This is a genomic window from Burkholderia sp. AU33423, assembly GCF_002223135.1.
GTDB lineage: Bacteria > Pseudomonadota > Gammaproteobacteria > Burkholderiales > Burkholderiaceae > Burkholderia > Burkholderia lata_D.
This window is the reverse complement of the sequence record NZ_NKFH01000007.1, coordinates 2,696,402-2,723,266: the sequence shown is the minus strand read 5'-3', so window position 1 is coordinate 2,723,266 and position 26,865 is coordinate 2,696,402. Positions and strand designations below refer to the sequence as shown.

Below are 26,865 nucleotides of genomic sequence, written 5' to 3'. Positions count from 1 at the left end.
CAACCAAGATAGCGATGCACCGATGTCCGAACAATCGAAAAATCCGCAACCCGGGCATGCGGCCCGTGCATACCCGCTTGCCGAACTCACGCGAGCCCTGCCGCCGTTGACGGCGTTCCAGGCCTTCGTTGCCGCGGCCGAACTCGGCAGCTTCAGCCGGGCTGCCGATCATCTGTGCCGGACCCAGGGTGCGGTGAGCCGTCAGGTGCAGCAACTGGAAGTGCATTACGGGTGCGCACTGTTCGTGCGTCATGCGTCGGGGCTGACGCTGACCGCGGAAGGCGGTGCGTTGTTGGCGGTGGCGGTCGACGTCCTGACGCAACTGGCACGCCACGCGGAGGCGCATTGCGGCGTCGCGCCGGTTCTCACGTTGCGTTTGCCGTCGACCTTCGCGATCCGCTGGCTGCTGCCGCGTCTTCCGGCGATCAATCGCGCACTCCCGCGGACCGAACTGCGTATCCAGACGTCGGCGGACGACACGCCGGATTTCGCCGGAACCGACGTCGACGCGATCGTCGTACGAGGCGCCGGGCACTGGGCCGGAATGGTGTCGGTTCCGCTCTTTGCAGAGCGGCTGACACCGATGTGCACCGGCACGCTGGCCGCTTCATTGAGATCGATCGCCGATCTTGCGCAGGCCACGTTGCTTCATCCCGCCCACGGGCACGAAGAGTGGCGCTGCTGGCTCGCTGCCGTCGGCGCGACGCAGGTCGACCCTGAATCCGGGCTCATACTGGACACGCTCGAATTGACGCTCACCGCCGCCGAGCAGGGGCACGGCGTGGCGATCGGTGACCCGCGCATGGCCCGGGACCGGCTCGCGGCCGGATCGCTGGTTGCCCCCTTTGGCGACCTCGTGGACAACGGTCTCGGCTATTTTCTCGTGTACCCGTCGCCGCGTGCGATGCAGCCCAAGATTCGCGCGCTGACGTCGATCCTGACGGAGCTGGCACAGGACGATTCACCGCGCATGGCGTGACAGGAGGTCGCGCCGCTCACACGCGCTAAACCGGAATCGATCGCCCGCGAATCCTGATCCCGATCCGCACGACACCGATTACCGCATTCGACAGCCACGTGAGCAGGCGCGGCATCCCGCGCCGGCGGATATCGAGCAGCAGCACGATCCGCACCGCGTCACTGTCGTTCCACACCTCGTGCATGAAGGTGTCGTCCCACAGCAGGAAACGTCCTTCCTCGAGCCGGTATTCGTGGCCGTCGACCTTCAGCACGGCGGCCGGCGTGCCGTCCGCGCGCTTCGGCATCGACAGCACGAGATAGCCGCGCAGGATGCCGCGAAACGGCCCGCGATGCGGTGGAATGTGCTTGCCGGGTGCGAGAAACGACAACGATGCCGATAGCACGTCCGGCGATGCCGCGACGATCGATGCGACGGTCGGGCAGCGCGACAGGTTGCGCGGGAACGGCTGGCCGTACGCCTGCATGATGAACATCCGCCAGTCGCGTGCATCGTTGGCCGAGATGTCGTACTGCTCGCGCATGATCTCGTGAAAGCGCGGGATGCGCGGCATGTCGCGCGCCACGGCGAATGCCTCTGCCTGGATGTCGGTCCATGCACGAACGAAACGCTCGGCGTCGGGAAACGCGGCCGGATCGAGCACCGCGCCGCCGTCGATATGGCGGTCGTACAGCGTGCGCAGCAAGCCGGCTGCATAGTCGTAAGCGACGGACATGGTCGATCGATCGGCGATCCGTAAGGGGTGACGTCAGTCTGCCCGAAGCGCGGCGGGCGCTGCGTTACGTCAGGTTACGCCGGCTGACGAAAGAATGACAGTTTCATGAATGTGCATTCCGGGCGCTCCAGGCGCCGGAGAGGCCGCGTGATCCGAGTTGCGCGACGCGCGGGAATAAATGCACGCGCTCCGTCGTCATACGGGTGTAGCACGTCGTCTCGTGGACTTCTCAAGGAGTGGAACATGAACACGCATTGGCTGGTGGCCGCCGCGGTGGCGGCAATTTCTCTCGCGGGTATCGCGACGCAAGCGTCGGCACAGGAGCTGACGCGCGCGCAGGTCAGGCAGGAACTGATCGACGCCGAAAACAACGGGCTGCGCTTCGTGACCGATACGTCGTATCCGGATGCGAGCCCGCTGTTCCAGCGGCAGGTGGAACAGATGCCGGAGCATCAGGCCAGCACGGCGGTCGGCAGCGATCCGGCCGCGTCATCCGAAGCGGGCAAGCCGGCGACGATGTCGCCGCGCCGGGGTTCCACCGCATGCGTCGGCCCCGCGAGCTTCTGCGCGATCTATTTCGGAAGCTGACGCAGCCGCCTGCGTTCGCAGGTCAGGCATTCAAGGTATTCGACACGGTTGATCGATACGGAACATTGAAGGAGTTCATGATGAAAACATATATCGCAGTACTGACGATGGTCGGAGCGATCGTTGCTCAGTCGGCCTTCGCGCAATCGGCCGCGCCGCTCACGCGTGCCCAGGTTCGCGACGAATTGATGCGTCTGGAAGCAGCCGGGTACGACCCGGCGAAGGGAGACGAAGGGGAGTATCCGGCGGACATCCAGGCGGCGGAAGCGAAGCTTGCCGAGCAGGACCGGGCCCGGATGGCGGCTGCCGCCGCGCGCGCACCGGCCTCCGGTATGCCGGCGCAGACGAGCAACTAGGTGTCGACATGGTCTTGTGTGACTTCAGGCCATCGTGTTCGCGGCACGGCAGTACGGCAGCCCTTCGTGCCGCTCGACGCGGCAGAAGGGCGCCGGCCGCGCTGCCGGTCATCGCGCGCCGCTTCGCGCGGCGGCGCGATCATCTCATCGGCCGCGTGCGATGAGCGGCTGGTCGGTCGTGCGATGAACCGGAACGAAGGCGGTATCGGTATCGGCGGCAATCCGGCTCATGCACGCGATGGCATGCGGTGCCGCCGGCATGGCGATCACCAGGGCATCATGCGCTGCATGACCTGATCGCGCAGCACGAAGCGGTGCGCGAGCGCGGCTGCCACGTGCAGGCAAATGGCGACGAACAGCGCCCAGGCGAGGATGCCGTGCACGTCGCCCATCGCGTGGCCGAATCCGGAGCCGGCCGCCGACAGCGCGGGCAACGGCACGATCCCGAGCAACGTCACGCTCCATGCGCGCGACGACGCGTTGATCCAGCCGAGCAGCGGCACCGCGATCAGCAGCGCATAGAGCGCGAAATGCGTCGCGCCCGACAGTGCGCGCATCGCGGGCGGCAGGTCACTCGCGGGCGGGCGATGCGTTGCGCGCCACAGCACGCGGCAAGCCATCGCCGCGAGCAGCGCGGTTCCCACGAGGAGGTGCGCGGCGATCAGGCCAACGGGCTGCGTGTCGCGATGCACGTCGGGCATCGTCCAGCCGATCGCATATTGCGCGATGACCAGCGCGACGATCAGCCAGTGAAGCAAGCGCGCAACGGTGTCATATCGGGCGGGCATGGACATGGAGACTCCTGCGGACGACGGGGACGATATCGGTCGGTGGATTCTACGTTCGGTTTCTTAACGAAACGTTAAGCAGGCGTCGCCACAATCGTTCTCCGCTGGACCTTCTCTTTTCCTGATCCTGATCCACGCGACCTTTCGAATCTTTCAGATCGATACCGGTCGTCCGCACGGGAGAGTCTTTCACCATGGCATCTTCGACGATCGAGCGATGGCGTGCCCACCTGCTGATCGCCGCGCTGGCCGGCATGTTCATTCAGTGCTTCGTGCTGGTGTCGTTGCTTGCATGGCGCGTACCCGAAGCATTTTTCACCACGATGACGTTTCGTATCTGGGTCGTCATCGCGGTTGCCACCGCGATCCTTTCGGCCCGCAAGCTTGCCGACGTCGCGTTCCGGGCCGCGCTCGCCTGCGGCTACGTGCGCGTGACAGGAATCGATCGCCGCACGGTAGTTGTGTCATCTGATTGCGCGTATCGTCGCTTGGTCGTCCTTCACATCCGGCTCCACGGGAATCGATACGGCGGCGCGCACGGGTGAACCCGCGTGCGCGCGGCGGCTCCCGGGTGTCGTGGTCGTACGGGTCACCACTGGGGAGAAGCATGGTTTTGCTGCATGTGCTGCGCGCGCTGGTTGAGGCAATGTCGATCGTCTGCGGGCTGGGCGGCTTACTGGGCATTGCCTACACGATCACGGCCAGCGTGCTGGTGGGCCGGTTCTTTTCCCGGGCGGCGGCCGAGCCGCGCGATTATCCGGGCGTCACCGTCGCGAAGCCGCTGCACGGCGACGAGTGGCAACTCGTACAGCATCTCGAAAGCTTCTTCGTGCAGAATTATCCGGGGCCGGTCCAGCACCTGTTCGGCGTGCACGATGCGAACGACAAGGCGCTCGTGGCCGTCGAGGCGCTGCGCGCGCGCTATCCTGACGCGAACATCAAGGTCGTCGCCGATGCGCGGCTCTACGGGCCGAACCGCAAGATCGCCAATCTCGTGAACATGCTCGAACACGCGGAGTATTCGGTGCTCTGTCTCGCCGACAGCGACGTGCTGGTCGAGCGCGATTATTTGCGCGCGGTCGTCGGCGCGCTGCAGCAGCCGGATGTCGGCATCGTGACGAGCGTGTATCGCGGCATCGCGTCGCCGGGCTTCTGGCCCGGTGTCGCCGTCGCGATGACGAACTACCATTTCCTGCCGGGCGTGATCACCGGACTCTTCATCGGGCGCGCACGGCCATGCTTCGGCCAGACGATTGCGATCACGCGCGCGACGCTCGAACGCATCGGCGGGCTCACGCGTTTCGCGCATCACCTGGCCGAGGATCATGCGCTGGGCGAGGCGGTGCGGCAGGTGGGCGCGCAGGTCGTCATTCCGCCGTTCGTCGTCGGGCATGCCTGCGTCGAGGAGACGTTCGCGAAGCTGTACGCACACGAATTGCGCTGGAGCTGCACGATCCGCGCGGCGGACCGGCTCGGTCACGCCGGCTCGGTGCTGATGCACCCGGTGCCGCTCGCGCTGCTGGCGCTGCTGTTCTCCGACGGCACGGCCGTCGCGTGCGGGCTGGCGGTCGCGGCGCTGGCCGCGCGGGCGCTGCTGATGCTGAAAACGAGCCGGGCGACCGGCGCGGGCCTGCGCGGCGCGCTCTGGCTGCCGTTCGTCGATCTCCTGCAGTTCTTCGTGTTCGTGTCGAGCTTCTTCTCGTCGCATGTCGTGTGGCGCGGCACGCGTTTTCGTGTCGACCGGGAAGGCCTGCTGTCGCCCGCGAGCGAATCATGACGACCCAAACGAACCCCGCTGCCGATGCCGCGGAGCGCAACGCCGCGCGGGGCGACGCACGGCTGCGCCACGTGGGGCAGGTGGCGGCGCTGGGCGGGCTGGCGCTCGCCGTGTGGCTGATCTGGCGTGAGCATCCGCTGGACATCCTGCATCGCCTGCAGATCGCCGGGGCCGGGCTGTTGCTCGCGGCCCTGGCGCACATCCTGCCGATGCTCGCGAATGCGTGGGACTGGCGGATGCTGATCCGCGGCCCGCGCCGTCCGTCGTTCGCGGCGATGCTGAAGCTCGTGTGGATCCGTGAATCGATCAACGGGTTGTTGCCGGTCGCGCGGATCGGCGGCGAGATCGTGTCGTTCGGCCTGCTGCGGCAGGCGGGCGTGCGACCGGCGACCGCCGTCGCCAGCCTCGTCGCCGACATGCAGCTGACGCTGATCAGCCAGCTCGTGTTCGCGCTGGTCGCGATCGGCTACGTGCTCGAGCATGTGTCGTCCGATACCGCGCGGGTGGCCGGCAACCTCGCGATCGGCATGGCCGCGCTGGTGCCGGTGCTGCTGCTGTTCGCGCTGGTGCAGCATGCGCGGCCGTTCGAGCGCGCGATGCGCGTGCTCAATCGCGTCACGAGCGGCAAGGTGGTGGCGCTGGTCGGCGAATCGGCGCGCACCGATCAGTCGATCCGGATGATCTGGAGAAAGACTGGCATCGTCGTGCGCTATCTCGTGATCTGGCAGACGCTGCAGTTCGTCGGCTATGCACTGGAAATCTGGCTCGCGCTGTATTTTCTCGGCGCGGAGCCGACGTTCGCGCAGGCGCTCGCGATCGAGGCGCTGATCCAGCTGGTGAGCAGCATCGCGTTCCTGATGCCGGGCGGGCTCGGTGTGCAGGAAGGCGGGTTCGTGCTGATCGGCGGGCTGCTCGGGTTCGACCCGCCGACCTGTCTCGCGCTGGCCGGCGCCCGCCGGGTGCGCGACCTGCTGTTCTATCTGCCGGGCCTGCTGGCGTGGCAGTGGGCGGCCGGTTCGGCGAACCGGTCGGGCGGAACGAAAAACGCGCCGCTGCCCATCGGGGAATCCGCCCGGCCGCGTTGATGCGGCCGGGGCGCCGGTGCCTGCGCGGCCGGCGGCGCGGGAATCAGCGTCGTTCGTCGGCGAGATGGCTGCGGATCACGTCCGCGAACGACGTATCGCCCTTCAGCCCGAGCGCTTCCGCGCGCGACGTATCCCAACGGCCCGGCCAGCTGCCGACGATCTTCTCGACGCGCTCGTCCGGCACATGGCGGATCAGCTTCACGACTTCGTCACCCGCGACTTCGCGCAGCGCCGCGATCATTTCGTCGACCGACACCGACAGGCCGGGCAGATTGATCACCCGTTTGTTGCCGAGCTTCGCGCTGTCGATCTCGCAGCCCGCGACGAGCGCTTCGATCGCGCCGCGCGGCGACAGCAGCCACAGCCGCGTCGAACCCGGCACCGGGCACACGCTTTCCTCGCCGTTCAGCGGTTCGCGGATGATGCCGCTCGCGAACGACGACGCAGCCGCATTCGGGCGGCCCGGCCGTACGCTGATCGTCGGCAGCCGCAGCACGCGGCCGTCGACGAAGCCGCGCCGCGCGTAGTCGCACAGCAGCAGTTCGGCGATCGCCTTCTCGGCGCCGTACGACGATTGCGGGTTCAGCGCGGTGTCGTCCTGCACGACGTCGGGCAGCGTGCCGCCATAAACCGCGACGGAGCTCGTGAACACGACGCGCGGCCGATGGCCACGCGCGCGGCACACTTCGAGCAGCGTGCGCGACGCGTCGAGGTTGATCCGCATGCCGAGATCGAAATCGGCTTCGGCCTGCCCGCTGACGATCGCCGCGAGGTGGAAGATCGCGCCCGTCTGCGTGTCGATCGCGCGGTCGAGCACCGCGCGGTCGGCGATGTCGCCGACGATCGACGTCACGCGCGCATCGCCGAAATCGCTGCCTGCGACGACGTCGAGCAGCACCAGCTCGTCGATCTTCTCGCTGCGGCCGTCGGGGCCGGTGAGTTCACCGCGCTCGAGCAGCTTACGCGCGAGACGCTGGCCGAGAAAGCCGGCGCCGCCGGTGATCAGTACTTTCATGTTCTTTACCCTCAGAAGAATGCTGGAATTACAGGTACGGCTTGAGCCAGCCGAGCCCTTCCGACGTGCCGGCCTTCGGGCGGTATTCGCAGCCGATCCAGCCGTCGTAGCCGAGCGCGTCGATCAGCGCGAACAGATACGGGTAGTTGAGTTCGCCGATATCCGGCTCGTGGCGCTCGGGCACGCCCGCGATCTGGATATGGCCGATGCCCGCGAAATCGCGCTTGAGCTTCATCGCGAGATCGCCTTCGACGATCTGGCAGTGGTAGCAGTCGAACTGCACCTTCAGGTTCGGCGCGCCGACTTCCGCGCAGATCTCGTGCGCATCGTCCTGGCGGCTCAGGAAATAGCCGGGCATGTCGCGCTGGTTGATCGGCTCGATCAGGATCGTGATGCCGCGCGCGAAGGCGGCCTGCGCCGCATGCCGCAGGTTCGCGAGGTAGGTGTCGCGATGGCGTGCGCGGTCGGCGCCCGGCGGCACCATGCCGGCCATCACGTGCAGCTTCCTGTTGCCGAGCACGCGCGCATAGTCGAGCGCCTGGTCGATGCCGCGCCGGAACTCGTCCTCGCGGCCCGGCAGTGACGCGATCCCGCGCTCGCCGGCGGCCCAGTTGCCAGGCGGCGCGTTGAACAGCGCCTGCTCGAGGTTGTGCGCGTCGAGCCGCGCACGGATGTCCTCGGCGGCGAAGTCGTACGGGAACAGGTACTCGACGGCCTTGAAGCCGTCGTACGAGGCAGCGGCGAAGCGTTCGAGGAACGCGTGCTCGGTGTACATCATCGAGAGGTTGGCGGCGAAGCGTGGCATGGCAGCGGGTCCTGTGAATGAACGGGGCGGGGCGCAGGGCGCCCCGCGTCGAATGGCGGCCGGATCGTTCGTTTGGCGGATCAGCGGTTCACGAGTTTCGCGGGCGTGAGCCACACGGCGATCGCGCCGATCACGAGCATCGCGGCGAGCACGTACATGCCGGACGCCGTGCTGTGCGTGACGTCCTTCAGGTAGCCGATCACGTACGGGCTCGCGAACCCGGCGAGGTTGCCGACCGAGTTGATGATCGCGATCCCGGCCGCGGCCGCGGAGCCCGCGAGGAACGCGGTCGGCAGCGACCAGAACAGCGGGGCGCAGGTCAACACGCCGCCCGCCGCGAGCGACAGGAACACGATCGACACCGCCGTATTGTGCGAGTACGACGCGGCGACCGCAAACCCGAGCGCGCCCATCAGCGCCGGCACGATCAGGTGCCAGCGGCGTTCGCGGCGCTTGTCTGCGCTGTGGCCGAACAGGTTCATCACGACGATCGCGACGAGGAACGGAATGGCCGACAGCAGGCCGATCTGCAGCGTATCGGTGATGCCGGTCGACTTGACGAGTGTCGGCATCCAGAATGTGAGCCCGTACTGGCCCGTGACGAACGCGAAGTAGATCAGCGACATCCACCACATGCGCGGGTCCGCGAACACGGCCTTCAGCGAATGGCCGTGCTTCTGCTGTTCCTGCGGCTGCGCGGCGATCTCGTCCTCCAGCAGCTGCTTCTCGCGCTCGTCGAGCCACTTCGCGCTGCGGATGCTGTTGTCGAGATACAGGATCGTCGCGATGCCGACGAGCACGGCCGGCACGGCTTCGATCATGAACATCCATTGCCAGCCGTGGAAGCCCGAGCCGCCGTGGAAGCGTTCCATGATCCAGCCCGACAGCGGGTTGCCGAAGATGCCCGACACGGGGATCGCGGACATGAACACCGCGATGATCTTCGCGCGGCGATGCGACGGGAACCAGTACGTGAGGTACAGGATCACGCCGGGATAGAAGCCGGCTTCCGCGAGGCCGAGCAGGAAGCGCAGCACGTAGAACTGCGTCGGGGTCTGCACGAACGCGAACAGCGCGGACAGCAGGCCCCACGTGATCATGATCCGTGCGATCCAGATGCGTGCGCCGATGCGATGCATCAGCAGGTTGCTTGGCAGTTCGAACAGAAAATAGCCCAGGAAGAAAATCCCGGCGCCGAGCCCGAACACCGTTTCGCTGAACGCGAGATCCTGCGACATCTGCAGTTTCGCGAAGCCGACGTTCACGCGGTCGAGATACGCGACCACGTAGCAGAGCATCAGGAACGGCACGATGCGCCAGAACACTTTCTTGTAGGTGCGGTCGAGTTCCGCGGCATGGGCGGGCGAGGCGGGCGAGCGGCCAGCGGCCGCGTCGAGAGCAGTCATCGTCGTCTCCAATGATGTCGTGTGCCGGCGGCGCGTACGTCGCCGGTCGTGTGTGTGCTGACGGAAGGGCCCGCGCACACGGCGGGCATGGGAATCGTTGCGTGGCGCGTCGCTACCAGCGCGCGCCGAAGCTGGCACGTAGTTCGTCGAGCGCGGCGTCGTCGAGCGGCTCGGGTTTCGGGTGCGTCATCAGCCACAGCCGCGCCGTCTCCTCGAGCTCTTCGAGCGCATACGACGCATGCGACACCGACGGTCCCCACATCACGGGGCCGAGGCGATCGAGCAGCACGCCGCGCACCTGGCCGGCGAGCGCCGCGACTTCGGCCGCGACGCCCGGATCGCCGGGGCGGCGGTAGCGGATCAGCGGAATGTGGCCGACCTTCATCACGTAGTACGGCGTGATCGGCGGCAGCACGTCGGTGTCGCGCCACACGCCCGCGAGCGTCAGCGCGACGAGATGCGTCGAATGCGTGTGGACGACGCCGTTCGCTTCGGCATTGCGCGCGTAGATGCCGCGATGCAGCGCGAGCGTCTTCGACGGCTTGCCGCCCGATACGGGCTGGCCGTCGAGGCCGACCTTCGCGATGTCGTTCGGATCGAGCCGGCCGAGGCACGCATCGGTCGGCGTGATCAACCAGCCGTCGGGCAGGCGCGCGCTGATGTTGCCGGCGCTGCCGACCGCGTGGCCGCGCGCATACAGGCTCGCGCCGACCACGCAGATCTCTTCGCGCAGTTTCGCTTCGTCGTTCATCGTGCGGCTCCGTCCAGCGCGCGCAGCGCCTTGTCGAAAAAGTCCGTGGTGCCGAAGTTGCCGGACTTCAGCGCGAGGCCGAGCGGCTGCGCGTCGATGGTGGCCGTTGCCGGCACGCCCGGATCGATCTGCGCGCCGATTTGCAGCGACTTCACGTCGAGCGCCTGCACGACTGCGCCGGACGTCTCGCCGCCCGCGACGACGAACTTGCGCACGCCGAGATCACGCAGGCCGCGCGCGATCGCCGCGAGCGTGGCTTCGACGAGATGCCCGGCCGCGTCGACGCCGAGCGCCTGCTGCACGGCCTTCACTTCGTCGGGCGTGGCCGTTGCATAGATCAGCACCGGCTGCGGCAGGTGCGAGCGCGCAAAGGTGAGTGCTTGCTCGACGACGGGCTCGCCGCGCGATGCCGCGAGCGGATCGATGCGGAAGCTCGGCCGCGTGGCGCGCCATGCGGCGACCTGCGCATTGGTGGCCTTCGACGCGCTGCCGGCAAGCACGGTCGAAAGCCCTTCGATGCGCGGCAGCGACGCCGCGTTGTCGCGCTCGGGCAGTTGCTCCGCGCGGCGGAAATTCGCGGGCAGGCCGAGCGCGATGCCCGAGCCGCCGGTGACGAGCGGCAGGCCCGCGCAGGCTTCGCCGAGCACGTAGAGGTCGCGATCCGACAGCGCGTCGGCGATCGCGAAGCGCGCGCCTTCCGCGCGCAGTTGCTCGATCCGCGTGCGCACGGCGGCCGCGCCCAGCGCGATCGTGTCGTAGCGGATCAGGCCGACCGGCGACTTCGTCTGCCGTTGCAGCACGCGTACGAGGTTCGCGTCCTTCATCGGCGTGAGCGGATGATTCTCCATCCCCGATTCGTTCAGCAGCACATCGCCGACGAACAGGTGGCCGCGATAGATCGTGCGGCCGTTCTCGGGGAACGCCGGGCACGCGATCGTGAAGCCGCCGCCGGCCGCATCGAGCAGTGCATCGGCGACGGGCCCGATGTTGCCTGCGTCGGTCGAATCGAACGTCGAGCAGTACTTGAAGAAGAACTGCCGGCAGCCTTGCGCGCGCAGCCATTCGTATGCGGCGAGCGATTGCGCGATGGCGTCGGCGGCAGGGATCGTGCGCGACTTCAGCGCGACGACGATCGCGTCGGCGTCGAGCGTGGTGTCTGCGGCGCCGTCGGCGGGCACGCCGATCGTCTGCACGGTGCGCATGCCGCTCTTCACGAGCATGTTCGCGAGATCGGTCGCGCCGGTGAAATCGTCGGCGATGCAGCCGAGCAGGGGACGGGAAGCGGAAGCGGTCATGGCAGAAGCGTCGTTCGAATCAGCGGGCGGGCGGCAGCGTGATGCCGGGGAATGTCTTGATCACGGCGGAATCGTCCTCGCCGCCGTGGCCGGCGCTCGACGCGCTCATGAACATCTGGTGTGCGGTCGCCGACAGCGGCAGCGGGAACTTGCTGCGGCGCGCGGTATCGAGCACGAGGCCGAGATCCTTCACGAAGATGTCGACGGCCGACAGCGGCGTGTAGTCGCCGTTCAGGATGTGCGGCACGCGGTTCTCGAACATCCACGAATTGCCGGCGCTGTGCGTGATCACGTCGTACAGCGCGTCCGCATCGACGCCTTCGCGCAGGCCGAGCGCCATCGCCTCGGCCGCTGCCGCGATGTGCACGCCGGCCAGCAGCTGGTTGATGATCTTCACCTTCGAGCCGATGCCGTGCGCGTCGCCGAGGCGATAGACCTTGCCGGCGATCGCGGCGAGCACGTCCTCGCAGCCCGCATAGGCGGCGGCCGGGCCCGACGTCATCATCGTCATCTCGCCGGAGGCCGCGCGCGCGGCGCCGCCGGATACCGGCGCATCGAGCATCTGCAGGCCGGCCGCCTCGATGCGCGCGCCGAGCGCGACCGCGAATTCCGGCGCGACGGTCGCGCTTGCGATCACGACGCCGCCCGGCTTCATCGCCGCGACCGCGCCGTGCTCGCCGAACAGCACCGTTTCGGTCTGCGCGGCATTGACGACGAGCGTGACGACGACGTCGCACTGCGCGCCGAGTTCGGCCGGCGTCGCGCAGGCGATGCCGCCTTCGGCGGCGAACGCCTGCAGCACGGTGTCGCGCACGTCGCATGCGTGCACGCGCAGGCCGGCGCGCAGCAGCGAGCGGGCGACGCCGAGGCCCATCGCGCCCAGGCCGATGACTCCAACATTTCGTGACATGGTCAACCTTGATCGATTCGGAAGAGGGGCGGCGCGGCGGCCGCCGGGTTCAGCAGATACCGGCTTCCGCGAGGCGGCGCGCGGCGTTGTACATGTGCGTGCGCGCCGCGTTGCGTGCGGCCATCGGGTCGCGCGCGCGGATCGCGTCGGCGATCGCTGCGTGTTCCTCGCGCACCTGGCGCGAGAAGTCCTCACGCGTCGCTTCGTTGCGCCGCGTGACCTTCACGCCGGCTTCGAGGTACTGGTTCAGGAACTGCAGCGTCTTCAGGAAATACGGGTTGCCGGTGACGGCCGCAATCGTGCGGTGGAACGCGACGTCTTCCGGGACGCCATCGCGCCCTTCGGCCACCGCGTCGTCGATCTTGCGCAGCGCATCGTCGATGTCGGCCATGTCTTCATCGGTGTGGTTCAGCGCGGCTTCGGCCGCGACCTCGGCCTCGATCGCGCGGCGCACCGCGAGCAGGTGCGGCAGCGACGTGGCTTCGACGGCCTCCGCATAGTCGATCCGCAGCGGCCGGATCGCGCCGTGCTGGTTCACGTACACGCCGCTGCCCTGGCGCGGCTCGACCACGCCTTCGTTCTTCAGCCGCGAGATCGCCTCGCGAATCACCGTGCGGCTCACGCCGAATTCCTGCGCGAGCACGGCCTCCGTCGGCAGCTTGCCGGTGGCGGAGAAACTGCCGACTTCGATCTGCTTGAGCAGTTGCTGCGCGACATGGTCGCTCATCGCACGGGCGGGAATTTTCTCGAACATGGTGCTCTGGTTTGTAAGGTTATGTGGTCATCATACAAATTTGAAGGTGCGTCAGCATCCGGGATAACCCTCGGTTAACGGAGGGTAACGTCGGCTAAATTGATTGGAACCGGTTCCAATTGAGTCGAAATCGATGCGTTCGAGTGTCGTGTCGCGATCGGTTGGTAAAGGGGCGGGGGCCCGTCGCCGTCAGTCGGCGATGTCCTCGACGGGGTCCGCCGCGATTGCCGCGCCGGCTTCCGCCACTTCCCCGCCACGCTCCCGATAAGTCGCCGGCGGCACGCCGAACTGCTTGCGGAATTCGCGCCCGAGGTGCGACGCATCGGCGAATCCGCAGCTCGACGCGATATCGGCCACCGTGCGGTCGGAGCTGGTCAGCAGCCACGCGGCCGTGCGCAGCCGAACCTGCTTCGCGAACGCCTGCGGGCTCTTGCCCGTTTCCGCCTTGAACAGCCGCTCGAGCTGCCGCGTCGACAAATCGAGCTTGCTCGCGAGCTCGTCGAGCGACAGCGCGCGCCCGACATGCTGTTCCATCAGGAGAATCGCGCGCTTGACCTTCGGGTGCGTCGCCGGCTCGAGGCCCGGCGGATGCGGCTGCGGCGCGTTGCCTTTCTGCATCTCGCCGACCAGCAGGATGCGCAGCGCCTTCTGCACGGTCGCGTGATCGAAGTGGCGCAGCAGGATCGCGGCGGCGACGTCGATCGACGCGCGGCCGCCCGAGCAGGTGATCCGGCGCCGGTCGATCACGAACAGGCGGTCGGCGATCAGCAGGTCGGGATCGGCGGACGGAAAGCGCTCGATGAAATCCCAGTAGTGGAACCAGCTCACGCAGGTGCGGTAGCCGTCGAGCACGCCGGCACGCATCAGCGTGAACACGCCGGTGCAGATGCCGACGACCGTCGCGCCGCCTGCCGCCGCGCGGCGGATGAAGTCGAGTGTCTCGGGGCCCGCCTGCGGCCCCGAATGCAGCAGCCCGCCCACCACCACCACATAGTCGAACGGCTCGGACGCGTCGAACGTTTCCCACGGCGTGATCTGGATCCCGCAACTCGCGCGCACCGGCGCGAGGGTCTCGCCGATCACGCTCCACGCGCAGCGCACGGGCTTGCTGTAGTCGCCGTCGTCCGCCGACAGCCGCAGCATGTCGACGAAGCCGGAGAAGGCCGTCAGCGTGAAGTTCGGCAGCAGCACGATGCCGAAGCGGATACGCCGCGGCGCGGGTTCTGCGAGGGGGGAAGCGGGTACGTCGGTTGTCATCGCGGCCAATCTCTTCACGCCGGGCGGGCGGTCTCACTCAGTCTGTTGATACGGGGCATGCGGGTACGGCGGTCGGGCGGGGCGGATGCAGCCAGCGTCGCTGATCGGTTCCGGCACGACTTGTGGTTTTCCGTCGCGAACCATCGCCAAAACGCACTTTCGGGCCTGCCGACGTGGCGCTTGGCGGCGCTATCCCACGCCGATGCCGTTTTTGTTCTATCGGCCGATTTTACGCTTTGATGTACTGGCGCCAACGTCATTTCACGTGTGTCCCACCCAGAGGAAGCCAGATGAACGTCAGCGTCTTCGACCTGTTCAAGATCGGCATCGGCCCGTCCAGTTCGCATACGGTCGGCCCGATGATCGCCGCGTGCCGCTTCGCGTCGCACGTGGAGGACGCGAACCTGCTCGGTTTCGTGCGCCGCGTGCGGGTCGAACTATACGGCTCGCTCGGCGCGACCGGCAAGGGCCACGGCACCGACAAGGCCGTGCTGCTCGGTCTCGAGGGCCACCTGCCCGACACGATCGATCCGGACCTGATCGAGCCGCGGCTTGCCGCGATCCGCGCGGAGAAATCGCTGTCGCTGCTCGGCAAGCAGACCGTCCGCTTCGAGGAAAAGGAGCACATCGGCTTCTATCGCAAGCTGATGAGCGGCACGAGCATCGTGCACCCGAACGGGATGCGCTTCCAGGCCTTCGACGAGCACGGCCAGCTGCTCGTCGAGAAAGAGTATTACTCGGTCGGCGGCGGCTTCGTCGTGAACCGCGACGGCGATCGCGTGAACGGCGTGCGCGCAGCGGTCGAGGTGCCGTATCCGTTCCGCACCGGCGACGACCTGATGCGCCAGTGCCGCGAGCACGGGCTGTCGATCGCCGAGCTGATGATGCGCAACGAATGCGCGCTGCGTCCCGCCGACGAAGTGCGCGCCGGGCTGCTCGCGATCTGGCGCACGATGGCCGCCTGCGTCGAGCGCGGCTGCAAGGTCGAGGGCGACCTGCCGGGCCCGATGCGCGTGAAGCGCCGCGCGGCCGAGCTGAACGCCCGCCTGCGCGAGCGCTCGGAAGAGTCGCTGCGCGACCCGCTGTCGATGCTCGACTGGGTCAACCTGTATGCGATGGCCGTCAACGAGGAGAACGCGGCGGGCGGCCGTGTCGTCACCGCGCCGACCAACGGCGCGGCCGGCGTGATTCCCGCGGTGCTGCACTACTACGTGAAGTTCGTGCCGGGCTCGAACGAAGCCGGCATCGTCGAATTCCTGATGACGGCCGCGGCGATCGGGATCATCTACAAGGAAACCGCGTCGATTTCCGGCGCGGAAGTGGGGTGCCAGGGCGAGGTGGGCGTCGCGTGCTCGATGGCCGCCGCCGCGCTCGCCGCGGTGATGGGCGGCACGCCCGACCAGGTCGAGAACGCCGCCGAGATCGGCATGGAGCACAACCTCGGGATGACCTGCGACCCGGTCGGCGGGCTCGTGCAGATCCCGTGCATCGAGCGCAACGCGATGGGCGCGATCAAGGCGCTGAACGCGTCGCGCATGGCGCTCAAGGGTAACGGCCAGCACTACGTATCGCTCGATTCGGTCATCAAGACGATGCGCGAGACGGGCGCGGACATGAAGACGAAATACAAGGAAACGTCGCGCGGCGGTCTGGCCGTGAACGTCATCGAATGCTAAACGAAGGATCACTCACATGAGCCGCTACTCGATATTCAGCCTGTTCCGCAACGGCCTCTCGTATCACGAGAACTGGGAAAAGCAGTGGAAGAGCCCGGAACCGAAGAAGGAATACGACGTCGTGATCGTCGGCGGCGGCGGCCACGGCCTCGCGACCGCGTATTACCTCGCGAAAGAGCACGGGATCACGAACGTCGCGATCCTCGAGAAAGGCTGGATCGGCGGCGGCAACACCGCGCGCAACACGACGATCGTCCGCTCGAACTATTTGTGGGACGAATCGGCCGCGCTGTACGAAAAGGCGATGAAGCTGTGGGAAGGGCTGTCGCAGGACCTGAACTACAACGTGATGTTCAGCCAGCGCGGCGTGATGAACCTGGCCCACACGCTGCAGGACGTGCGTGACACCGAGCGCCGTGTGAACGCGAACCGGCTGAACGGCGTCGACGCCGAATTCCTGACGCCCGCGCAGATCAAGGAAATCGAGCCGACCATCAACCTGAACAGCCGCTACCCGGTGCTCGGCGCGTCGATCCAGCGCCGCGCGGGCGTGGCGCGTCACGATGCGGTGGCCTGGGGCTTCGCACGCGGCGCGGACCGCGCGGGTGTCGACATCATCCAGAACTGCCAGGTGACGGGCATTCGCCGCGAAGGCGGCGCGGTGGTCGGCGTCGATACGGTGAAGGGTTTCATCAAGGCGAAGAAGGTTGCGGTGGTCGCCGCCGGCAACACGACGACGCTCGCCGACATGGCCGGCGTGCGCCTGCCGATCGAAAGCCATCCGCTGCAGGCGCTGGTGTCCGAGCCGATCAAGCCGGTCGTCAACTCGGTGATCATGTCGAACGCGGTGCACGCGTACATCAGCCAGTCCGACAAGGGCGATCTCGTGATCGGCGCCGGCATCGACCAGTACACGGGCTTCGGCCAGCGCGGCAGCTTCCACATCATCGAAAGCACGCTGCAGGCGATCGTCGAGATGTTCCCGGTGTTCTCGCGCGTGCGGATGAACCGCCAGTGGGGCGGCATCGTCGACGTGTCGCCGGACGCGTGCCCGATCATCACCAAGACCGACGTGAAGGGCCTCTATTTCAACTGCGGCTGGGGTACCGGCGGCTTCAAGGCGACGCCCGGCTCGGGCTGGGTGTTCGCGCACACGATCGCCCGCGACGAACCGCATCCGCTGAACGCGCCGTTCGCGCTCGACCGTTTCTACACGGGCCACCTGATCGACGAGCACGGCGCCGCCGCCGTCGCGCACTAACCGCACACGAGGAGAAAGAAACATGTTGCTGATCGAATGTCCGTGGTGCGGGCCGCGCGCCGAATCCGAGTTCTCGTGCGGTGGTGAAGCCGACATCGTGCGCCCCGTGAACAGCGAGAACATGACCGACCGCGAATGGGGCGAGTACGTGTTCATGCGCGAGAACAAGCGCGGGCTGCACAAGGAGCAATGGCTGCACGCACAGGGCTGCCGCCGCTGGTTCAAGGCCACGCGCGACACGGTGACCTACGATATCAAGGGCTACGAAAAGTTCGGTGGCGAAGCTGCCGGCAACGCACACGAAGAGGGCACGAGCAAATGAGCCAGAAAGACCGCCTCGGCACCGGTGGCCGCATCAATCGCGCGATTCCGTTGACCTTCACGTTCAACGGCCGCACGTATCAGGGCTTCCAGGGCGACACGCTCGCGTCCGCGCTGCTCGCGAACGGCGTGCACTTCGTCGCGCGCAGCTTCAAGTACCACCGTCCGCGCGGGATCGTGACAGCGGACGTCGCGGAACCGAACGCCGTCGTGCAGCTCGAATCGGGCCCGTACACGGTGCCGAACGCACGCGCGACCGAGATCGAGCTGTACCAGGGGCTCGTCGCGTCCAGCGTGAACGCGGAGCCGTCGCTCGAGAACGACAAGTACGCGATCAACCAGAAGCTGTCGCGCTTCCTGCCGGCCGGCTTCTATTACAAGACGTTCATGTGGCCGCGCAACATGTGGCCGAAGTATGAAGAGAAGATCCGTGAAGCAGCCGGCCTCGGCAAGGCGCCGGAAGCGCTCGATGCCGATCGCTACGACAAGTGCTACGCGCACTGCGACGTGCTTGTGGTCGGCGGTGGCCCGTCGGGTCTCGCGGCCGCGCATGCGGCGGCTACGGCCGGTGCGCGCGTGATCCTCGTCGACGACCAGCGCGAGCTCGGCGGCAGCCTGCTGTCGTGCCGCGCCGAGATCGACGCGAAGCCCGCGCTGCAGTGGGTCGAGAAGATCGAGGCCGAGCTGCGCAAGATGCCCGACGTGACGATCCTGTCGCGCAGCACCGCGTTCGGCTACCAGGACCACAACCTCGTGACGGTCACGCAGCGTTTGACCGATCACCTGCCGGTGTCGATGCGCAAGGGCACGCGCGAGCTGCTGTGGAAGGTCCGCGCGAAGCGCGTGATCCTCGCGACCGGTGCGCACGAGCGTCCGATCGTGTTCGGCAACAACGACCTGCCGGGCGTGATGCTTGCCGGCGCGGTGTCCACCTACGTGCATCGCTTCGGCGTGCTGCCGGGCCGCAACGCGGTCGTGTTCACGAACAACGATCGCGCCTACCAGACCGCGCTCGACCTGAAGGCATGCGGCGCGAAGGTGACGGTCGTCGATTCGCGCGCATCGTCCAACGGCGCGCTGCCGGCCGCCGCGAAGCGGCAGGGCGTGACGGTGATGAGCGGCGCGGTCGTGACGGTCGCATCGGGCAAGTGGCGCGTATCGTCGGTCGACGTCGCGTCCTACTCGAACGGCCAGACCGGCGGCAAGCTGCAGACGCTGCCGTGTGACCTCGTCGCGATGTCGGGGGGCTTCAGCCCGGTGCTGCACCTGTTCGCGCAGTCGGGCGGCAAGGCCTGCTGGAACGACGAGAAGGCATGCTTCCTGCCGGGCAAGCCCGTGCAGGCGGAAGCGAGCATCGGTGCCGCGGCCGGCGAATTCGGCCTGGCGCGCGCGCTGCGGCTCGCGGTCGATGCGGGCGTGGAAGCCGCGAAGGCGGCGGGTTTTACCGCTGAGCAGCGCGCGGTCGCGCCGCAGGTTGCGGAAACCGTCGAAGGCGCACTGCAGCCGCTGTGGCTGGTCGGCAGCCGCGAAGCCGCGGCGCGCGGGCCGAAGCAGTTCGTCGACTTCCAGAACGACGTGTCGGCCGCGGACATCCTGCTGGCCGCACGCGAAGGCTTCGAGTCGGTCGAGCACGTGAAGCGCTACACGGCGATGGGCTTCGGCACCGACCAGGGCAAGCTCGGCAACATCAACGGGATGGCGATCCTCGCGGGGGCGCTCGGCAAGACGATTCCGGAAACGGGCACGACGACGTTCCGCCCGAACTACACGCCCGTGTCGTTCGGCACGTTCGCGGGCCGCGAGCTCGGCGATTTCCTCGATCCGATCCGCAAGACCTGCGTGCACGAGTGGCACGTCGAGCACGGCGCGCTGTTCGAGGACGTCGGCAACTGGAAGCGGCCTTGGTACTTCCCGAAGAACGGCGAGGATCTTCATGCGGCCGTGAAGCGCGAATGCCTCGCGGTGCGCAACAGCGTCGGCATCCTCGACGCGTCGACGCTCGGCAAGATCGACATCCAGGGTCCGGACGCGGTGAAGCTGCTGAACTGGATGTACACGAACCCGTGGAACAAGCTCGAAGTGGGCAAGTGCCGCTACGGGCTGATGCTCGACGAAAACGGGATGGTGTTCGACGACGGCGTGACGGTGCGCCTCGCCGACCAGCATTTCATGATGACGACCACGACGGGCGGCGCGGCGCGCGTGCTGACGTGGCTCGAGCGCTGGTTGCAGACCGAATGGCCCGACATGAAGGTGCGGCTGTCGTCGGTCACCGATCACTGGGCGACGTTTGCGGTGGTCGGCCCGAAGAGCCGCAAGGTCGTGCAGAAGGTGTGCCAGGACATCGACTTCGGCAACGAGGCGTTCCCGTTCATGAGCTACCGGAACGGCACCGTCGCGGGTGCGAAGGCGCGCGTGATGCGGATCAGCTTCTCGGGCGAGCTCGCCTATGAAGTGAACGTGCCGGCGAATGCGGGCCGCGCTGTGTGGGAAGCGCTGATGGCGGCCGGCGCCGAGTTCGACATCACGCCGTACGGCACCGAGACGATGCACGTGCTGCGCGCGGAGAAGGGCTACATCATCGTCGGCCAGGATACCGACGGCTCGATCACGCCGTACGACCTCGGGATGGGCGGCGTCGTCGCGAAGTCGAAGGACTTCCTCGGCAAGCGTTCGCTCTCGCGTTCGGACACCGCGAAGGAGGGCCGCAAGCAGTTCGTCGGCCTGCTGACCGAGGACGAGCAGTTCGTGCTGCCGGAAGGCGCGCAGATCATCGCGAAGGACACGCAGGTGTCGGCGGTCGATCCGACGCCGATGATCGGCCACGTGACGTCGAGCTATTACAGTCCGATCCTGAAGCGCTCGATCGCGCTCGCGGTGGTGAAGGGCGGCCTGAACAAGATGGGCGAGAGCGTCGTGATTCCGCTGGCCAACGGCAAGCGCATCACCGCGAAGATCTCGAGCCCGGTTTTCTACGATACCGAAGGGGTGCGTCAGCATGTGGAATGAAACGAGAAACCAGACGCAGGTGGCGGGCGCGGGCGGCGTGACGCTTGAATCGCCGTTCGTCGGCGCGGCCGACGTGCTGAAGCCGCACCAGGCGCGCGCATCGAAGAAGTTCACGCTGCGCGAGCGGCCGTTCCTCGATCTCATCAACGTGCGCGGCGAGTTGAGCGATCCGGCGTTCGTGAGCGCGTTCGAGCGCGTGGTCGGCTGCCGGCCGCCTGCGGCGCCGAACACGGTCGCGCGTAGCGCCGAGTACGACGTGCTGTGGCTCGGCCCCGACGAGTGGCTCGTGCGCTCGAACGGGCCCGTGCAGGCCGGCGTGCTGGAGGCGCAGCTCGCGGAGGCCGTGCAGGGTTCGTATGCGGCGGCCGTCGACGTCGGCAGCGGCTATACGGTCGTCGAGATCAGCGGCGAACGCGTGCGCGACGTGCTCGCGCGCGGCTGCCCGCTCGATCTCCACCCGCGTGTGTTCAAGCCGGGCCAGTGCGCGCAGTCGCATTACTTCAAGTCGTCGATCGTGCTGATCCCGACCGGTGACGATGCGTTCGAGATCGTCCTGCGCCGCAGCTTCGCCGACTACTTCGTGCGCATCATGCTCGACGCGGCCGCGCCGCTCGCATCATGAAGCCGTTCGACGAACCGTTCGTGGCGATCGACGCGCCGCGCCTGCGCGGGCGCGGCTGGAGCGTGTTCGTCGACGAACTGAAGGTGCCCGCGCGGATCGGCATTCATGCGCACGAGCATGAAGCGCCGCAGCCGATCGTGATCGATGCACGGCTCGGCTATCGGTGCGAGCCGAGCGAGCAGGGCGAGTGGATCGATTACGACGGCTATTGCGCGCGCCTTGCCGCGTTCCTGTCGCACAAGCCGCATACGCGGTTGCTCGAGACGCTCGTCGCCGATATCGCGGTGCTGTCGTTCCGCGAATGGCCGGCGCTGGAGTCGCTGACGCTGTCGGTGTACAAGCCGAAGATCCGGCCCGGCACGAGGCGGGTCGGCGTGTCGCTCGACTGGACGCGCGGGGATTATTTGCGGTGGACGGGCGCGGCGGGGCAGTTTTGATGCGGGTGGGCGGGGAAGCGATCCGCCCACGCGATTGCCCATAGTTCCTGGAATATCGGAACTATGGGTCGTTGGTGGTTGCCGCTCGTCTTTATTCCTGAAATATCGGAACAATGAGACGTCCACCGCCCGTCACTTGTAACGCGAGCGCTTTTGGGCAATCCATTGCGGACCCGATCAAGCCGCTTGCGCTGGCCTTCCCGGCCACTGTTTGCAGTTCCGCCCGCTACGAGCCCTGCCAGCGGCAGTCTTTTCAGGATCGTTCTCCGTACCCCTTGCACCGCCTGTTTCAATCCCCGTCGAACTTCCTCTGACCGCTTTTCGATGTTTCCCACGTAATATTCGCTATTGGGAAAAATTCACGAAGACCATCGGGAAGGCGATGATAAAACGCGCTGTGACTTGCGTTGTTGCCGCTTTGGCGCCGCTCATCGCACATGCAGGATGCAGTGAGCGCCTCCAGAACTGGTTCGCACAACTCCATCCCGGCCAAACGCTGGATGCTGCTCACGCGGTTTGCAAGGTCTGGCCCGCGAGTGAGGCGCTGACGATCGGGGTGTTACCTCTGGAGCAGAGCAGCGGCAGCGACGGGCCGAGCGTCGTCGACATCGAAGTACTGGTTGCCGATACGGCTACGGGCGAGATTGTCGCGCATCGTTTTCAGCGATCGGCAATTCACTACGGAGAGGATCACTACTTTGACGGCATCGAGCTCGACACGGCGCGCTATCAGCTGACCTCCACCCAACGTGCGTTCGGCGTGCGCCTGAAGTCGTCTGGCGGCCCACCCGCGGATATGTCGGGGATCGCTACGCTGAGTCTCTATTTGATCGATGGGCAGCATTTGCGCACGGTGTTGGATCGCCTGATCGTGAGCGATTGGACGGGCGACCGCGATGGTCCTTGTACTAGCATTTCAGAAACGTCACGCACACTCGCACTCGGCCCGGCTAACACGCAAGGCTATGCGGTTTTGCGGGTCAGCGAAAAGTACGTCGAGCGCGTGAACCGGCTCGAAGTCGATCAATGCTCGGGTCACACGTCACCCGCTCAACGCCGCAACATTACACTCGACTATCGCGATGGCGCGTACCGTATTCCGGATACCTTGCGAAATGCCGATTGATCAGTTGCCTCCGCTTCGCGATACTCCCGTTCCGTTCAAAGTGACAGGCGAGGCGCAATGAGACGTTCTGTCTTTGACGGATATCGCGCGGTTCACCTGCGATAGCTGCGAGACATTTCAGGCGTGTCGCAGCTATCGCTCCGTGCGACAGCATCAAGCCGCAGCCGCCCCATCCAGCGCCGGATAGTCGACATACCCACGCGCATCGCCGCCGAAGAACGTCTCGCGCCGCGCATCGTTCATCGGTGCGCCGGTCTTCACCCGCGTCACGAAATCCGGATTCGCCAGCACCATCTGCCCGTACGCTTCGAGATCGGCCAGCCCCGACGTCACGTCCGTGCCGATTTCGTCGCGCGTGCGGCCCGGACGGTTCAGGATCAGCGTGCCGTTCCAGCGCGCGCGCAGGTCGGCCAGCAGCGCTTCGTTGCCCTGATGCATCACGTGCAGGTAGGCGAGGCCGAGACGGTCGAGTTCCGTCGCGAGATGGCGATACAGTTCCGGCCCTTCCGCACCTTCGTCGAGGCCGCCCAGCGTGTTGCCGGGCGACACGCGGATGGCCGTGCGATCCGCACCGATCTCGTCGGCGATCGCCGCGGCTACCTCGATCGCGAAGCGCGCGCGGTTCTCGATCGAGCCGCCGTACGCGTCGGTGCGCGTGTTGGCATTCGGCGCGAAGAACTGCTGGATCAGGTAGCCGTTCGCGCCGTGAATCTCGACACCGTCGGCGCCCGCCTCGATCGCGCGGCGCGCGGCGATGCGGAAGTCGTTCACGGTCTCGCGCACTTCGTCGAGCGTCAGCGCGCGCGGTGCAGGGATGTCCAGCATCCCCTTCATCGTGAACATCGGCGCGTTTGGCGCGATCGCCGACGGCGCGACGGCCTGCCGGTGATGCGGCGTATTGTCGGGATGCGACATGCGCCCGACATGCATCAGCTGGATGAACAACCGGCCGCCGCGTGCATGCACGCGGTCGCTGATCGCCTTCCAGCCGGCGACGTGCGCGTCGGTATAGATGCCGGGCGTCGTCAGGTAGCCTTGCCCGTCGTCCGACGGCTGCGTGCCTTCGCTGACGATCAGGCCGAGGCTCGATCGCTGCGCGTAATACTCGGCGGCCCATTCGCCGGGCGTGCCGTCGAAGGCGGCGCGGCTGCGGGTCATCGGCGCCATGACCAGGCGGTTTTCCAGCGTGTATCGGCCCACGCGGACCGGGGTGAACAGTTGGCTCATGATGCGTCAGCTCCTCGAGATTCGGGATAGCGGCGCCGGCCGCGCACGGGGTGTGCCGACCTCGCCTCCACGCACCCATCATCCATTGCTTCCTTTTCGGGATAAACCGGGTAATCTGGATAACATTGATCCATTGATGGAGCAGTGAGCATGGAACTGCTGAACGACATGGCGCTGTTCGTCGAAGTCGTGAAGGCGAAGGGTTTTCGCAGTGCGGCCGAGACGCTGGGGATGCCGAACTCGACACTGTCGCGACGCATCAGCGCGCTGGAAAAGGCGATCGGGCTGCGGCTGCTGCATCGCACGACGCGCCGGATCGAGCTGACCGAGGCCGGCCAGCTCTACTTCGAGCGCTGCAAGCGCATCGTCGACGAGGCGCGGCTCGCGCACGAGCAGCTCGGCGGCCTGCTGGCGGAGCCGACCGGCGTGCTGCGCGCCTCGTTTCCGGTCGATTTCGCGGTGGTCATTCTGGCGCCGCTGGTCGTCGAATTCGGCAACCGTTATCCGAAGCTGACCTTCGAATTGGAACTGACATCGCGGCGTGTCGACCTGGTGAGCGAACCGTTCGACGTGGCGATCCGCATGGGGCCATCCGAGGACTCGCAACTGATCGCGCGGCGGCTCGCGACGCTCCGGAACTACCTGTATGCGTCGCCCGGCTATCTCGCGCGCGCCGGCGAGCCGCGCGAGCCTGAAGACCTCGCGCGGCATGCGTGCCTCGGCCTGCAGCGGAGCGGGTCATGGACGCTGCACGACGGCGCGCGTTCCGTCGCGGTGCCAGTGAGCAGCCGGTTCGGGGCGAACAGCGTCGGCATGCTGCGGCGTCTGGCCACGCTCGATGCGGGCATCATCATGCTGTCCGAGGCGATCGTCGCGGACGACCTGGCCGCCGGCCGGTTGCGCCGCGTGATGCCGGCATGGGAAGGCGAGCCGATTGCGGTCTACGCGATGACGGAAACGCGGCTGCTGCCCGCGAAGACGCAGCATTTCATCGAGTTCTTGCGGGAGCGTTTCGCGCAGGCGTGACGGGCGGGTAGCCGTTCGTCGTTCAGTTCTGCGCCGGTGGCGGTGCGTCGAGCTGCGCTTCCCATTTCTTCAGGATGCGCACGCGTGCCTGGCTGAAATCGACCCGGCAGTTCATCCGCGCGTCTTCCGGGATCATCTGCTGCGGATTGGCGGCTTTCACGTAGTCGCAGGTGTCGTCGGCGAAGCGGGTCCAGCTTGCCTGCGACTTCGCGAGCGCGCTGGCGGCATCGGGGTTGCGCTGCTTGAGCTTGCGCTCGAGCGACCGGTATGCGCGCTCGACGGCCTGATCGTCCTGACCGAGTACGCAGGTCCGCACGTCGTTCATCGTCAGCGCGTGTTTCTCGCAATCGACGGCGGCGAACGCAGCGGTGTGGCCGATCGTCAGCGCGGCGACGGCAATGAGGCGGGTGGCATGGCGCATGCGCGTCGAACGAAGGGGGAGACTAGTTGCCGCGGGCCGACGTCGGGCTCGTCTTTTCGCTGACCGGCACCATGCGGGCCTTCGCGTCGTTCGCGGGATTCGCGGCTTTCGCATCGTCGTCAGGTTCGAGCACGAAGCGGAACGAATCGACGCGCTGCATCACCTTTGCCGCATACGCGTTCGAACCGCCGCTGTAGCTCCTCAGTCCGGCCCGCACGTCGCCACCGGCGGCCCTCACGTAGCCGGACAGGATCGCGGAGCCGACTTCGACGTTTGCGTTCGGGTCGGTCAGGTCCTTCACGTTGCGCACCAGGCCGCGGTGCGCGGTCGGCACGACCTGCATCAGCCCGGTCGCGCCATGCTGGCCGCGTGCCTTTTCCTGGAAGCGCGATTCGATCGAAATAATGGCGTAAACGAGTGCGGGAGGCAGCGAATATTTCGTCGCAGTAACGCTCACGATATCGGCAAGCTTCGCGGCCCGTTCCTTCGCGACGCCGAACTTCTTCGTCAGGTAGGACGTGATGCGGCGGTTTGCTTCGTTCGGCTGATCGTTGGCGTCGGCGAGCGGCGCGGATGCGACGGACGGCGCCGATGCGGCTGCTTCGGGCGCGGACGCAGGCAGTGCGGGCGCTTGCTGCGCCGACACCTGTTGCGCGATGCCGAGCGAAAGCACGATCAGCCAGAGAAACCGTCGCATGGTGGAGTGCGGGGAATGGGAAGGCGCCTAGTATATCGGCCAATCGCGGCCGGTGGTCGAGTGCCGGTTCGAATGAAAGCGGCATGTAGGTTTGTGTCGCGGCGAGCCGATCGTGGAACCGATTGTTGCGCGGACACGCATCGGAGTCCGGATGAACGCTAGTTGATGATCTCGCCGATGCCGGTTTCGATGCGGATTCTGAGCTGCTGGATGAACGCCGGATCGTAGGGTTCCCAGCTCTCGAGTTCGCCAACGATCTTCAAAGGCGATGTGCTCCGATACGATCGCGTCGGATTGCCCGGGAATTTCTTGTCCGTGACGTTCGGGTCGTTTTCGAATTCGCCGGTGGGTTCGACGATGTAGACCCGCGGTCGGCCGTCGCCTTTGGCCATTTCCGCAGCCAGGCCGGCGCCTTTGGGCAAGGCCGTGAAGTAAATGTGATTCATCACGACGTCATCGCGATAATTCGATCGGAAGCCTGCCGTCAGCAAGTCGCCGATCCGCAAATCCGCTTTCGTGCCATGAAAAAACGGGCCGGTGTCCGGAACGGTCATGGTTTCT

29 protein-coding genes are annotated in these 26,865 nt (G+C 66.7%); 15 read left to right on the top strand and 14 right to left on the bottom strand.

What is annotated here, in order from left to right:
* Positions 1–22: 22 nt before the first annotated feature.
* A complete protein-coding gene (locus CFB50_RS30750; protein ID WP_089448283.1) occupies positions 23–979 on the top strand; it encodes a LysR substrate-binding domain-containing protein in 957 nt (318 codons plus the stop codon).
* A 25-nt stretch (positions 980–1,004) separates the two neighbouring features.
* On the opposite strand, the gene CFB50_RS30745 is transcribed toward CFB50_RS30750, so the two are convergent.
* Positions 1,005–1,694 carry an aspartyl/asparaginyl beta-hydroxylase domain-containing protein gene (locus CFB50_RS30745; protein WP_069252439.1) on the bottom strand — a complete coding sequence of 230 codons (690 nt, stop codon included), beginning with the start codon at positions 1,692–1,694 and terminating at the stop codon, positions 1,005–1,007.
* Positions 1,695–1,937: 243 nt separating this feature from the next.
* On the opposite strand from CFB50_RS30745, the gene CFB50_RS30740 reads away from it, so the two are divergent.
* The 3 genes from CFB50_RS30740 to CFB50_RS39115 all read left to right on the top strand — a co-directional run bounded on the left by CFB50_RS30740 (position 1,938) and on the right by CFB50_RS39115 (position 2,935).
* Positions 1,938–2,282 (top strand): DUF4148 domain-containing protein, encoded by a 345-nt coding sequence (locus CFB50_RS30740; protein ID WP_089448282.1) that lies wholly within the window; start codon positions 1,938–1,940, stop codon positions 2,280–2,282.
* 80 nt (positions 2,283–2,362) lie between these two features.
* Positions 2,363–2,638, top strand: a complete 276-nt coding sequence (locus CFB50_RS30735; RefSeq protein ID WP_089448460.1) for a DUF4148 domain-containing protein — start codon at positions 2,363–2,365, stop codon at positions 2,636–2,638.
* Positions 2,639–2,704: 66 nt separating this feature from the next.
* Positions 2,705–2,935: a hypothetical protein gene (locus CFB50_RS39115; RefSeq protein WP_144020719.1), complete on the top strand. Its 231-nt coding sequence runs from the start codon at positions 2,705–2,707 to the stop codon at positions 2,933–2,935.
* On the opposite strand, the gene CFB50_RS30730 is transcribed toward CFB50_RS39115, so the two are convergent.
* Positions 2,905–3,432: a cytochrome b gene (locus tag CFB50_RS30730; RefSeq protein ID WP_089448281.1), complete on the bottom strand. Its 528-nt coding sequence runs from the start codon at positions 3,430–3,432 to the stop codon at positions 2,905–2,907. The genes CFB50_RS39115 and CFB50_RS30730 overlap by 31 nt on opposite strands.
* A 188-nt stretch (positions 3,433–3,620) precedes the next feature.
* On the opposite strand from CFB50_RS30730, the gene CFB50_RS30725 reads away from it, so the two are divergent.
* From CFB50_RS30725 to CFB50_RS30715, 3 genes are all read left to right on the top strand, one after another.
* Entirely contained in the window at positions 3,621–3,971 is a 351-nt protein-coding gene (locus CFB50_RS30725) for a hypothetical protein (protein WP_089448280.1), read from the top strand.
* A 62-nt stretch (positions 3,972–4,033) separates the two neighbouring features.
* A complete protein-coding gene (hpnI, locus tag CFB50_RS30720; protein WP_089448279.1) occupies positions 4,034–5,203 on the top strand; it encodes a bacteriohopanetetrol glucosamine biosynthesis glycosyltransferase HpnI in 1,170 nt (389 codons plus the stop codon).
* Positions 5,200–6,288 carry a lysylphosphatidylglycerol synthase domain-containing protein gene (locus CFB50_RS30715; RefSeq protein ID WP_089448278.1) on the top strand — a complete coding sequence of 363 codons (1,089 nt, stop codon included), beginning with the start codon at positions 5,200–5,202 and terminating at the stop codon, positions 6,286–6,288. Before hpnI ends, CFB50_RS30715 begins: the two co-directional genes overlap by 4 nt.
* Positions 6,289–6,331: 43 nt before the next feature.
* On the opposite strand, the gene denD is transcribed toward CFB50_RS30715, so the two are convergent.
* From denD to CFB50_RS30675, 8 genes are all read right to left on the bottom strand, one after another.
* Complete coding sequence (gene denD / locus CFB50_RS30710) at positions 6,332–7,303, bottom strand: D-erythronate dehydrogenase (protein WP_069252433.1); 972 nt, start codon at positions 7,301–7,303, stop codon at positions 6,332–6,334.
* A 28-nt stretch (positions 7,304–7,331) separates the two neighbouring features.
* Complete coding sequence (gene otnI, locus CFB50_RS30705; RefSeq protein ID WP_089448277.1) at positions 7,332–8,108, bottom strand: 2-oxo-tetronate isomerase; 777 nt, start codon at positions 8,106–8,108, stop codon at positions 7,332–7,334.
* Positions 8,109–8,188: 80 nt separating this feature from the next.
* The gene (locus CFB50_RS30700) at positions 8,189–9,514 is read right to left on the bottom strand and encodes an MFS transporter (RefSeq protein WP_089448276.1); all 1,326 of its coding nucleotides are present in this window, start codon (positions 9,512–9,514) and stop codon (positions 8,189–8,191) included.
* Between the two features lie 112 nt (positions 9,515–9,626).
* Positions 9,627–10,265 carry a 3-oxo-tetronate 4-phosphate decarboxylase gene (otnC, locus tag CFB50_RS30695; RefSeq protein WP_089448275.1) on the bottom strand — a complete coding sequence of 213 codons (639 nt, stop codon included), beginning with the start codon at positions 10,263–10,265 and terminating at the stop codon, positions 9,627–9,629.
* Complete coding sequence (gene otnK, locus CFB50_RS30690; protein WP_089448274.1) at positions 10,262–11,560, bottom strand: 3-oxo-tetronate kinase; 1,299 nt, start codon at positions 11,558–11,560, stop codon at positions 10,262–10,264. Before otnK ends, otnC begins: the two co-directional genes overlap by 4 nt.
* 19 nt (positions 11,561–11,579) lie before the next feature.
* Positions 11,580–12,470, bottom strand: a complete 891-nt coding sequence (ltnD, locus tag CFB50_RS30685) for an L-threonate dehydrogenase (RefSeq protein ID WP_006489132.1) — start codon at positions 12,468–12,470, stop codon at positions 11,580–11,582.
* Positions 12,471–12,519: 49 nt separating this feature from the next.
* Entirely contained in the window at positions 12,520–13,224 is a 705-nt protein-coding gene (locus CFB50_RS30680; RefSeq protein WP_089448273.1) for a FadR/GntR family transcriptional regulator, read from the bottom strand.
* 189 nt (positions 13,225–13,413) lie between these two features.
* Positions 13,414–14,481 (bottom strand): GlxA family transcriptional regulator, encoded by a 1,068-nt coding sequence (locus CFB50_RS30675; protein WP_089448459.1) that lies wholly within the window; start codon positions 14,479–14,481, stop codon positions 13,414–13,416.
* Positions 14,482–14,771: 290 nt separating this feature from the next.
* Here CFB50_RS30675 and CFB50_RS30670 point away from each other — a divergent pair, with 290 nt between their 5' ends.
* From CFB50_RS30670 to CFB50_RS30640, 7 genes are all read left to right on the top strand, one after another.
* Positions 14,772–16,157 carry an L-serine ammonia-lyase gene (locus CFB50_RS30670; protein WP_043180619.1) on the top strand — a complete coding sequence of 462 codons (1,386 nt, stop codon included), beginning with the start codon at positions 14,772–14,774 and terminating at the stop codon, positions 16,155–16,157.
* Positions 16,158–16,173: 16 nt separating this feature from the next.
* Positions 16,174–17,418, top strand: coding sequence for a sarcosine oxidase subunit beta family protein (locus CFB50_RS30665; RefSeq protein ID WP_006480591.1), 1,245 nt, complete (start codon positions 16,174–16,176; stop codon positions 17,416–17,418).
* A gap of 22 nt (positions 17,419–17,440) precedes the next feature.
* A complete protein-coding gene (locus CFB50_RS30660) occupies positions 17,441–17,740 on the top strand; it encodes a sarcosine oxidase subunit delta (RefSeq protein ID WP_069252427.1) in 300 nt (99 codons plus the stop codon).
* On the top strand, positions 17,737–20,748 hold the full coding sequence (locus tag CFB50_RS30655) for a sarcosine oxidase subunit alpha family protein (RefSeq protein ID WP_089448272.1): 3,012 nt from the start codon (positions 17,737–17,739) through the stop codon (positions 20,746–20,748). Before CFB50_RS30660 ends, CFB50_RS30655 begins: the two co-directional genes overlap by 4 nt.
* A complete protein-coding gene (locus tag CFB50_RS30650; RefSeq protein WP_089448271.1) occupies positions 20,738–21,370 on the top strand; it encodes a sarcosine oxidase subunit gamma in 633 nt (210 codons plus the stop codon). The genes CFB50_RS30655 and CFB50_RS30650 overlap by 11 nt, the downstream gene beginning before the upstream one ends.
* Positions 21,367–21,807 (top strand): dihydroneopterin aldolase, encoded by a 441-nt coding sequence (locus CFB50_RS30645; protein WP_089448270.1) that lies wholly within the window; start codon positions 21,367–21,369, stop codon positions 21,805–21,807. Before CFB50_RS30650 ends, CFB50_RS30645 begins: the two co-directional genes overlap by 4 nt.
* A 211-nt stretch (positions 21,808–22,018) precedes the next feature.
* Entirely contained in the window at positions 22,019–22,933 is a 915-nt protein-coding gene (locus CFB50_RS30640) for a hypothetical protein (protein WP_144020718.1), read from the top strand.
* Between the two features lie 153 nt (positions 22,934–23,086).
* Here the strand turns inward: CFB50_RS30640 and CFB50_RS30635 are convergent, their stop codons facing one another.
* The gene (locus CFB50_RS30635; protein WP_089448268.1) at positions 23,087–24,160 is read right to left on the bottom strand and encodes an alkene reductase; all 1,074 of its coding nucleotides are present in this window, start codon (positions 24,158–24,160) and stop codon (positions 23,087–23,089) included.
* Between the two features lie 150 nt (positions 24,161–24,310).
* On the opposite strand from CFB50_RS30635, the gene CFB50_RS30630 reads away from it, so the two are divergent.
* The gene (locus tag CFB50_RS30630) at positions 24,311–25,186 is read left to right on the top strand and encodes a LysR family transcriptional regulator (protein ID WP_089448267.1); all 876 of its coding nucleotides are present in this window, start codon (positions 24,311–24,313) and stop codon (positions 25,184–25,186) included.
* A 22-nt stretch (positions 25,187–25,208) separates the two neighbouring features.
* On the opposite strand, the gene CFB50_RS30625 is transcribed toward CFB50_RS30630, so the two are convergent.
* From CFB50_RS30625 to arr, 3 genes are all read right to left on the bottom strand, one after another.
* Positions 25,209–25,607, bottom strand: coding sequence for a lysozyme inhibitor LprI family protein (locus tag CFB50_RS30625; protein WP_089448266.1), 399 nt, complete (start codon positions 25,605–25,607; stop codon positions 25,209–25,211).
* A gap of 22 nt (positions 25,608–25,629) precedes the next feature.
* On the bottom strand, positions 25,630–26,304 hold the full coding sequence (locus CFB50_RS30620) for a lytic transglycosylase domain-containing protein (protein WP_089448265.1): 675 nt from the start codon (positions 26,302–26,304) through the stop codon (positions 25,630–25,632).
* 158 nt (positions 26,305–26,462) lie between these two features.
* Positions 26,463–26,858, bottom strand: a complete 396-nt coding sequence (gene arr, locus CFB50_RS30615) for an NAD(+)--rifampin ADP-ribosyltransferase (protein ID WP_069252417.1) — start codon at positions 26,856–26,858, stop codon at positions 26,463–26,465.
* Between the last annotated feature and the right edge of the window lie 7 nt (positions 26,859–26,865).

What these genes read in the sequence shown, in the direction of transcription:
- CFB50_RS30665 (WP_006480591.1), top strand. Translation starts at nt 16,174, where the DNA reads ATGAGCCGCTACTCGATATTCAGCCTGTTCCGCAACGGCCTCTCGTAT.
- otnK (WP_089448274.1), bottom strand. Translation starts at nt 11,560, where the DNA reads ATGACCGCTTCCGCTTCCCGTCCCCTGCTCGGCTGCATCGCCGACGAT.
- CFB50_RS30735 (WP_089448460.1), top strand. Translation starts at nt 2,363, where the DNA reads ATGAAAACATATATCGCAGTACTGACGATGGTCGGAGCGATCGTTGCT.
- CFB50_RS30670 (WP_043180619.1), top strand. Translation starts at nt 14,772, where the DNA reads ATGAACGTCAGCGTCTTCGACCTGTTCAAGATCGGCATCGGCCCGTCC.
- CFB50_RS30650 (WP_089448271.1), top strand. Translation starts at nt 20,738, where the DNA reads ATGTGGAATGAAACGAGAAACCAGACGCAGGTGGCGGGCGCGGGCGGC.
- CFB50_RS30715 (WP_089448278.1), top strand. Translation starts at nt 5,200, where the DNA reads ATGACGACCCAAACGAACCCCGCTGCCGATGCCGCGGAGCGCAACGCC.
- CFB50_RS30750 (WP_089448283.1), top strand. Translation starts at nt 23, where the DNA reads ATGTCCGAACAATCGAAAAATCCGCAACCCGGGCATGCGGCCCGTGCA.
- CFB50_RS30630 (WP_089448267.1), top strand. Translation starts at nt 24,311, where the DNA reads ATGGAACTGCTGAACGACATGGCGCTGTTCGTCGAAGTCGTGAAGGCG.
- ltnD (WP_006489132.1), bottom strand. Translation starts at nt 12,470, where the DNA reads ATGTCACGAAATGTTGGAGTCATCGGCCTGGGCGCGATGGGCCTCGGC.
- CFB50_RS30645 (WP_089448270.1), top strand. Translation starts at nt 21,367, where the DNA reads ATGAAGCCGTTCGACGAACCGTTCGTGGCGATCGACGCGCCGCGCCTG.
- CFB50_RS30725 (WP_089448280.1), top strand. Translation starts at nt 3,621, where the DNA reads ATGGCATCTTCGACGATCGAGCGATGGCGTGCCCACCTGCTGATCGCC.
- denD (WP_069252433.1), bottom strand. Translation starts at nt 7,303, where the DNA reads ATGAAAGTACTGATCACCGGCGGCGCCGGCTTTCTCGGCCAGCGTCTC.
- CFB50_RS30680 (WP_089448273.1), bottom strand. Translation starts at nt 13,224, where the DNA reads ATGTTCGAGAAAATTCCCGCCCGTGCGATGAGCGACCATGTCGCGCAG.
- otnI (WP_089448277.1), bottom strand. Translation starts at nt 8,108, where the DNA reads ATGCCACGCTTCGCCGCCAACCTCTCGATGATGTACACCGAGCACGCG.
- CFB50_RS30730 (WP_089448281.1), bottom strand. Translation starts at nt 3,432, where the DNA reads ATGTCCATGCCCGCCCGATATGACACCGTTGCGCGCTTGCTTCACTGG.
- CFB50_RS30625 (WP_089448266.1), bottom strand. Translation starts at nt 25,607, where the DNA reads ATGCGCCATGCCACCCGCCTCATTGCCGTCGCCGCGCTGACGATCGGC.
- arr (WP_069252417.1), bottom strand. Translation starts at nt 26,858, where the DNA reads ATGACCGTTCCGGACACCGGCCCGTTTTTTCATGGCACGAAAGCGGAT.
- CFB50_RS30655 (WP_089448272.1), top strand. Translation starts at nt 17,737, where the DNA reads ATGAGCCAGAAAGACCGCCTCGGCACCGGTGGCCGCATCAATCGCGCG.
- CFB50_RS30660 (WP_069252427.1), top strand. Translation starts at nt 17,441, where the DNA reads ATGTTGCTGATCGAATGTCCGTGGTGCGGGCCGCGCGCCGAATCCGAG.
- CFB50_RS30675 (WP_089448459.1), bottom strand. Translation starts at nt 14,481, where the DNA reads ATGACAACCGACGTACCCGCTTCCCCCCTCGCAGAACCCGCGCCGCGG.
- CFB50_RS30745 (WP_069252439.1), bottom strand. Translation starts at nt 1,694, where the DNA reads ATGTCCGTCGCTTACGACTATGCAGCCGGCTTGCTGCGCACGCTGTAC.
- CFB50_RS30700 (WP_089448276.1), bottom strand. Translation starts at nt 9,514, where the DNA reads ATGACTGCTCTCGACGCGGCCGCTGGCCGCTCGCCCGCCTCGCCCGCC.
- CFB50_RS30620 (WP_089448265.1), bottom strand. Translation starts at nt 26,304, where the DNA reads ATGCGACGGTTTCTCTGGCTGATCGTGCTTTCGCTCGGCATCGCGCAA.
- hpnI (WP_089448279.1), top strand. Translation starts at nt 4,034, where the DNA reads ATGGTTTTGCTGCATGTGCTGCGCGCGCTGGTTGAGGCAATGTCGATC.
- CFB50_RS30740 (WP_089448282.1), top strand. Translation starts at nt 1,938, where the DNA reads ATGAACACGCATTGGCTGGTGGCCGCCGCGGTGGCGGCAATTTCTCTC.
- otnC (WP_089448275.1), bottom strand. Translation starts at nt 10,265, where the DNA reads ATGAACGACGAAGCGAAACTGCGCGAAGAGATCTGCGTGGTCGGCGCG.
- CFB50_RS30635 (WP_089448268.1), bottom strand. Translation starts at nt 24,160, where the DNA reads ATGAGCCAACTGTTCACCCCGGTCCGCGTGGGCCGATACACGCTGGAA.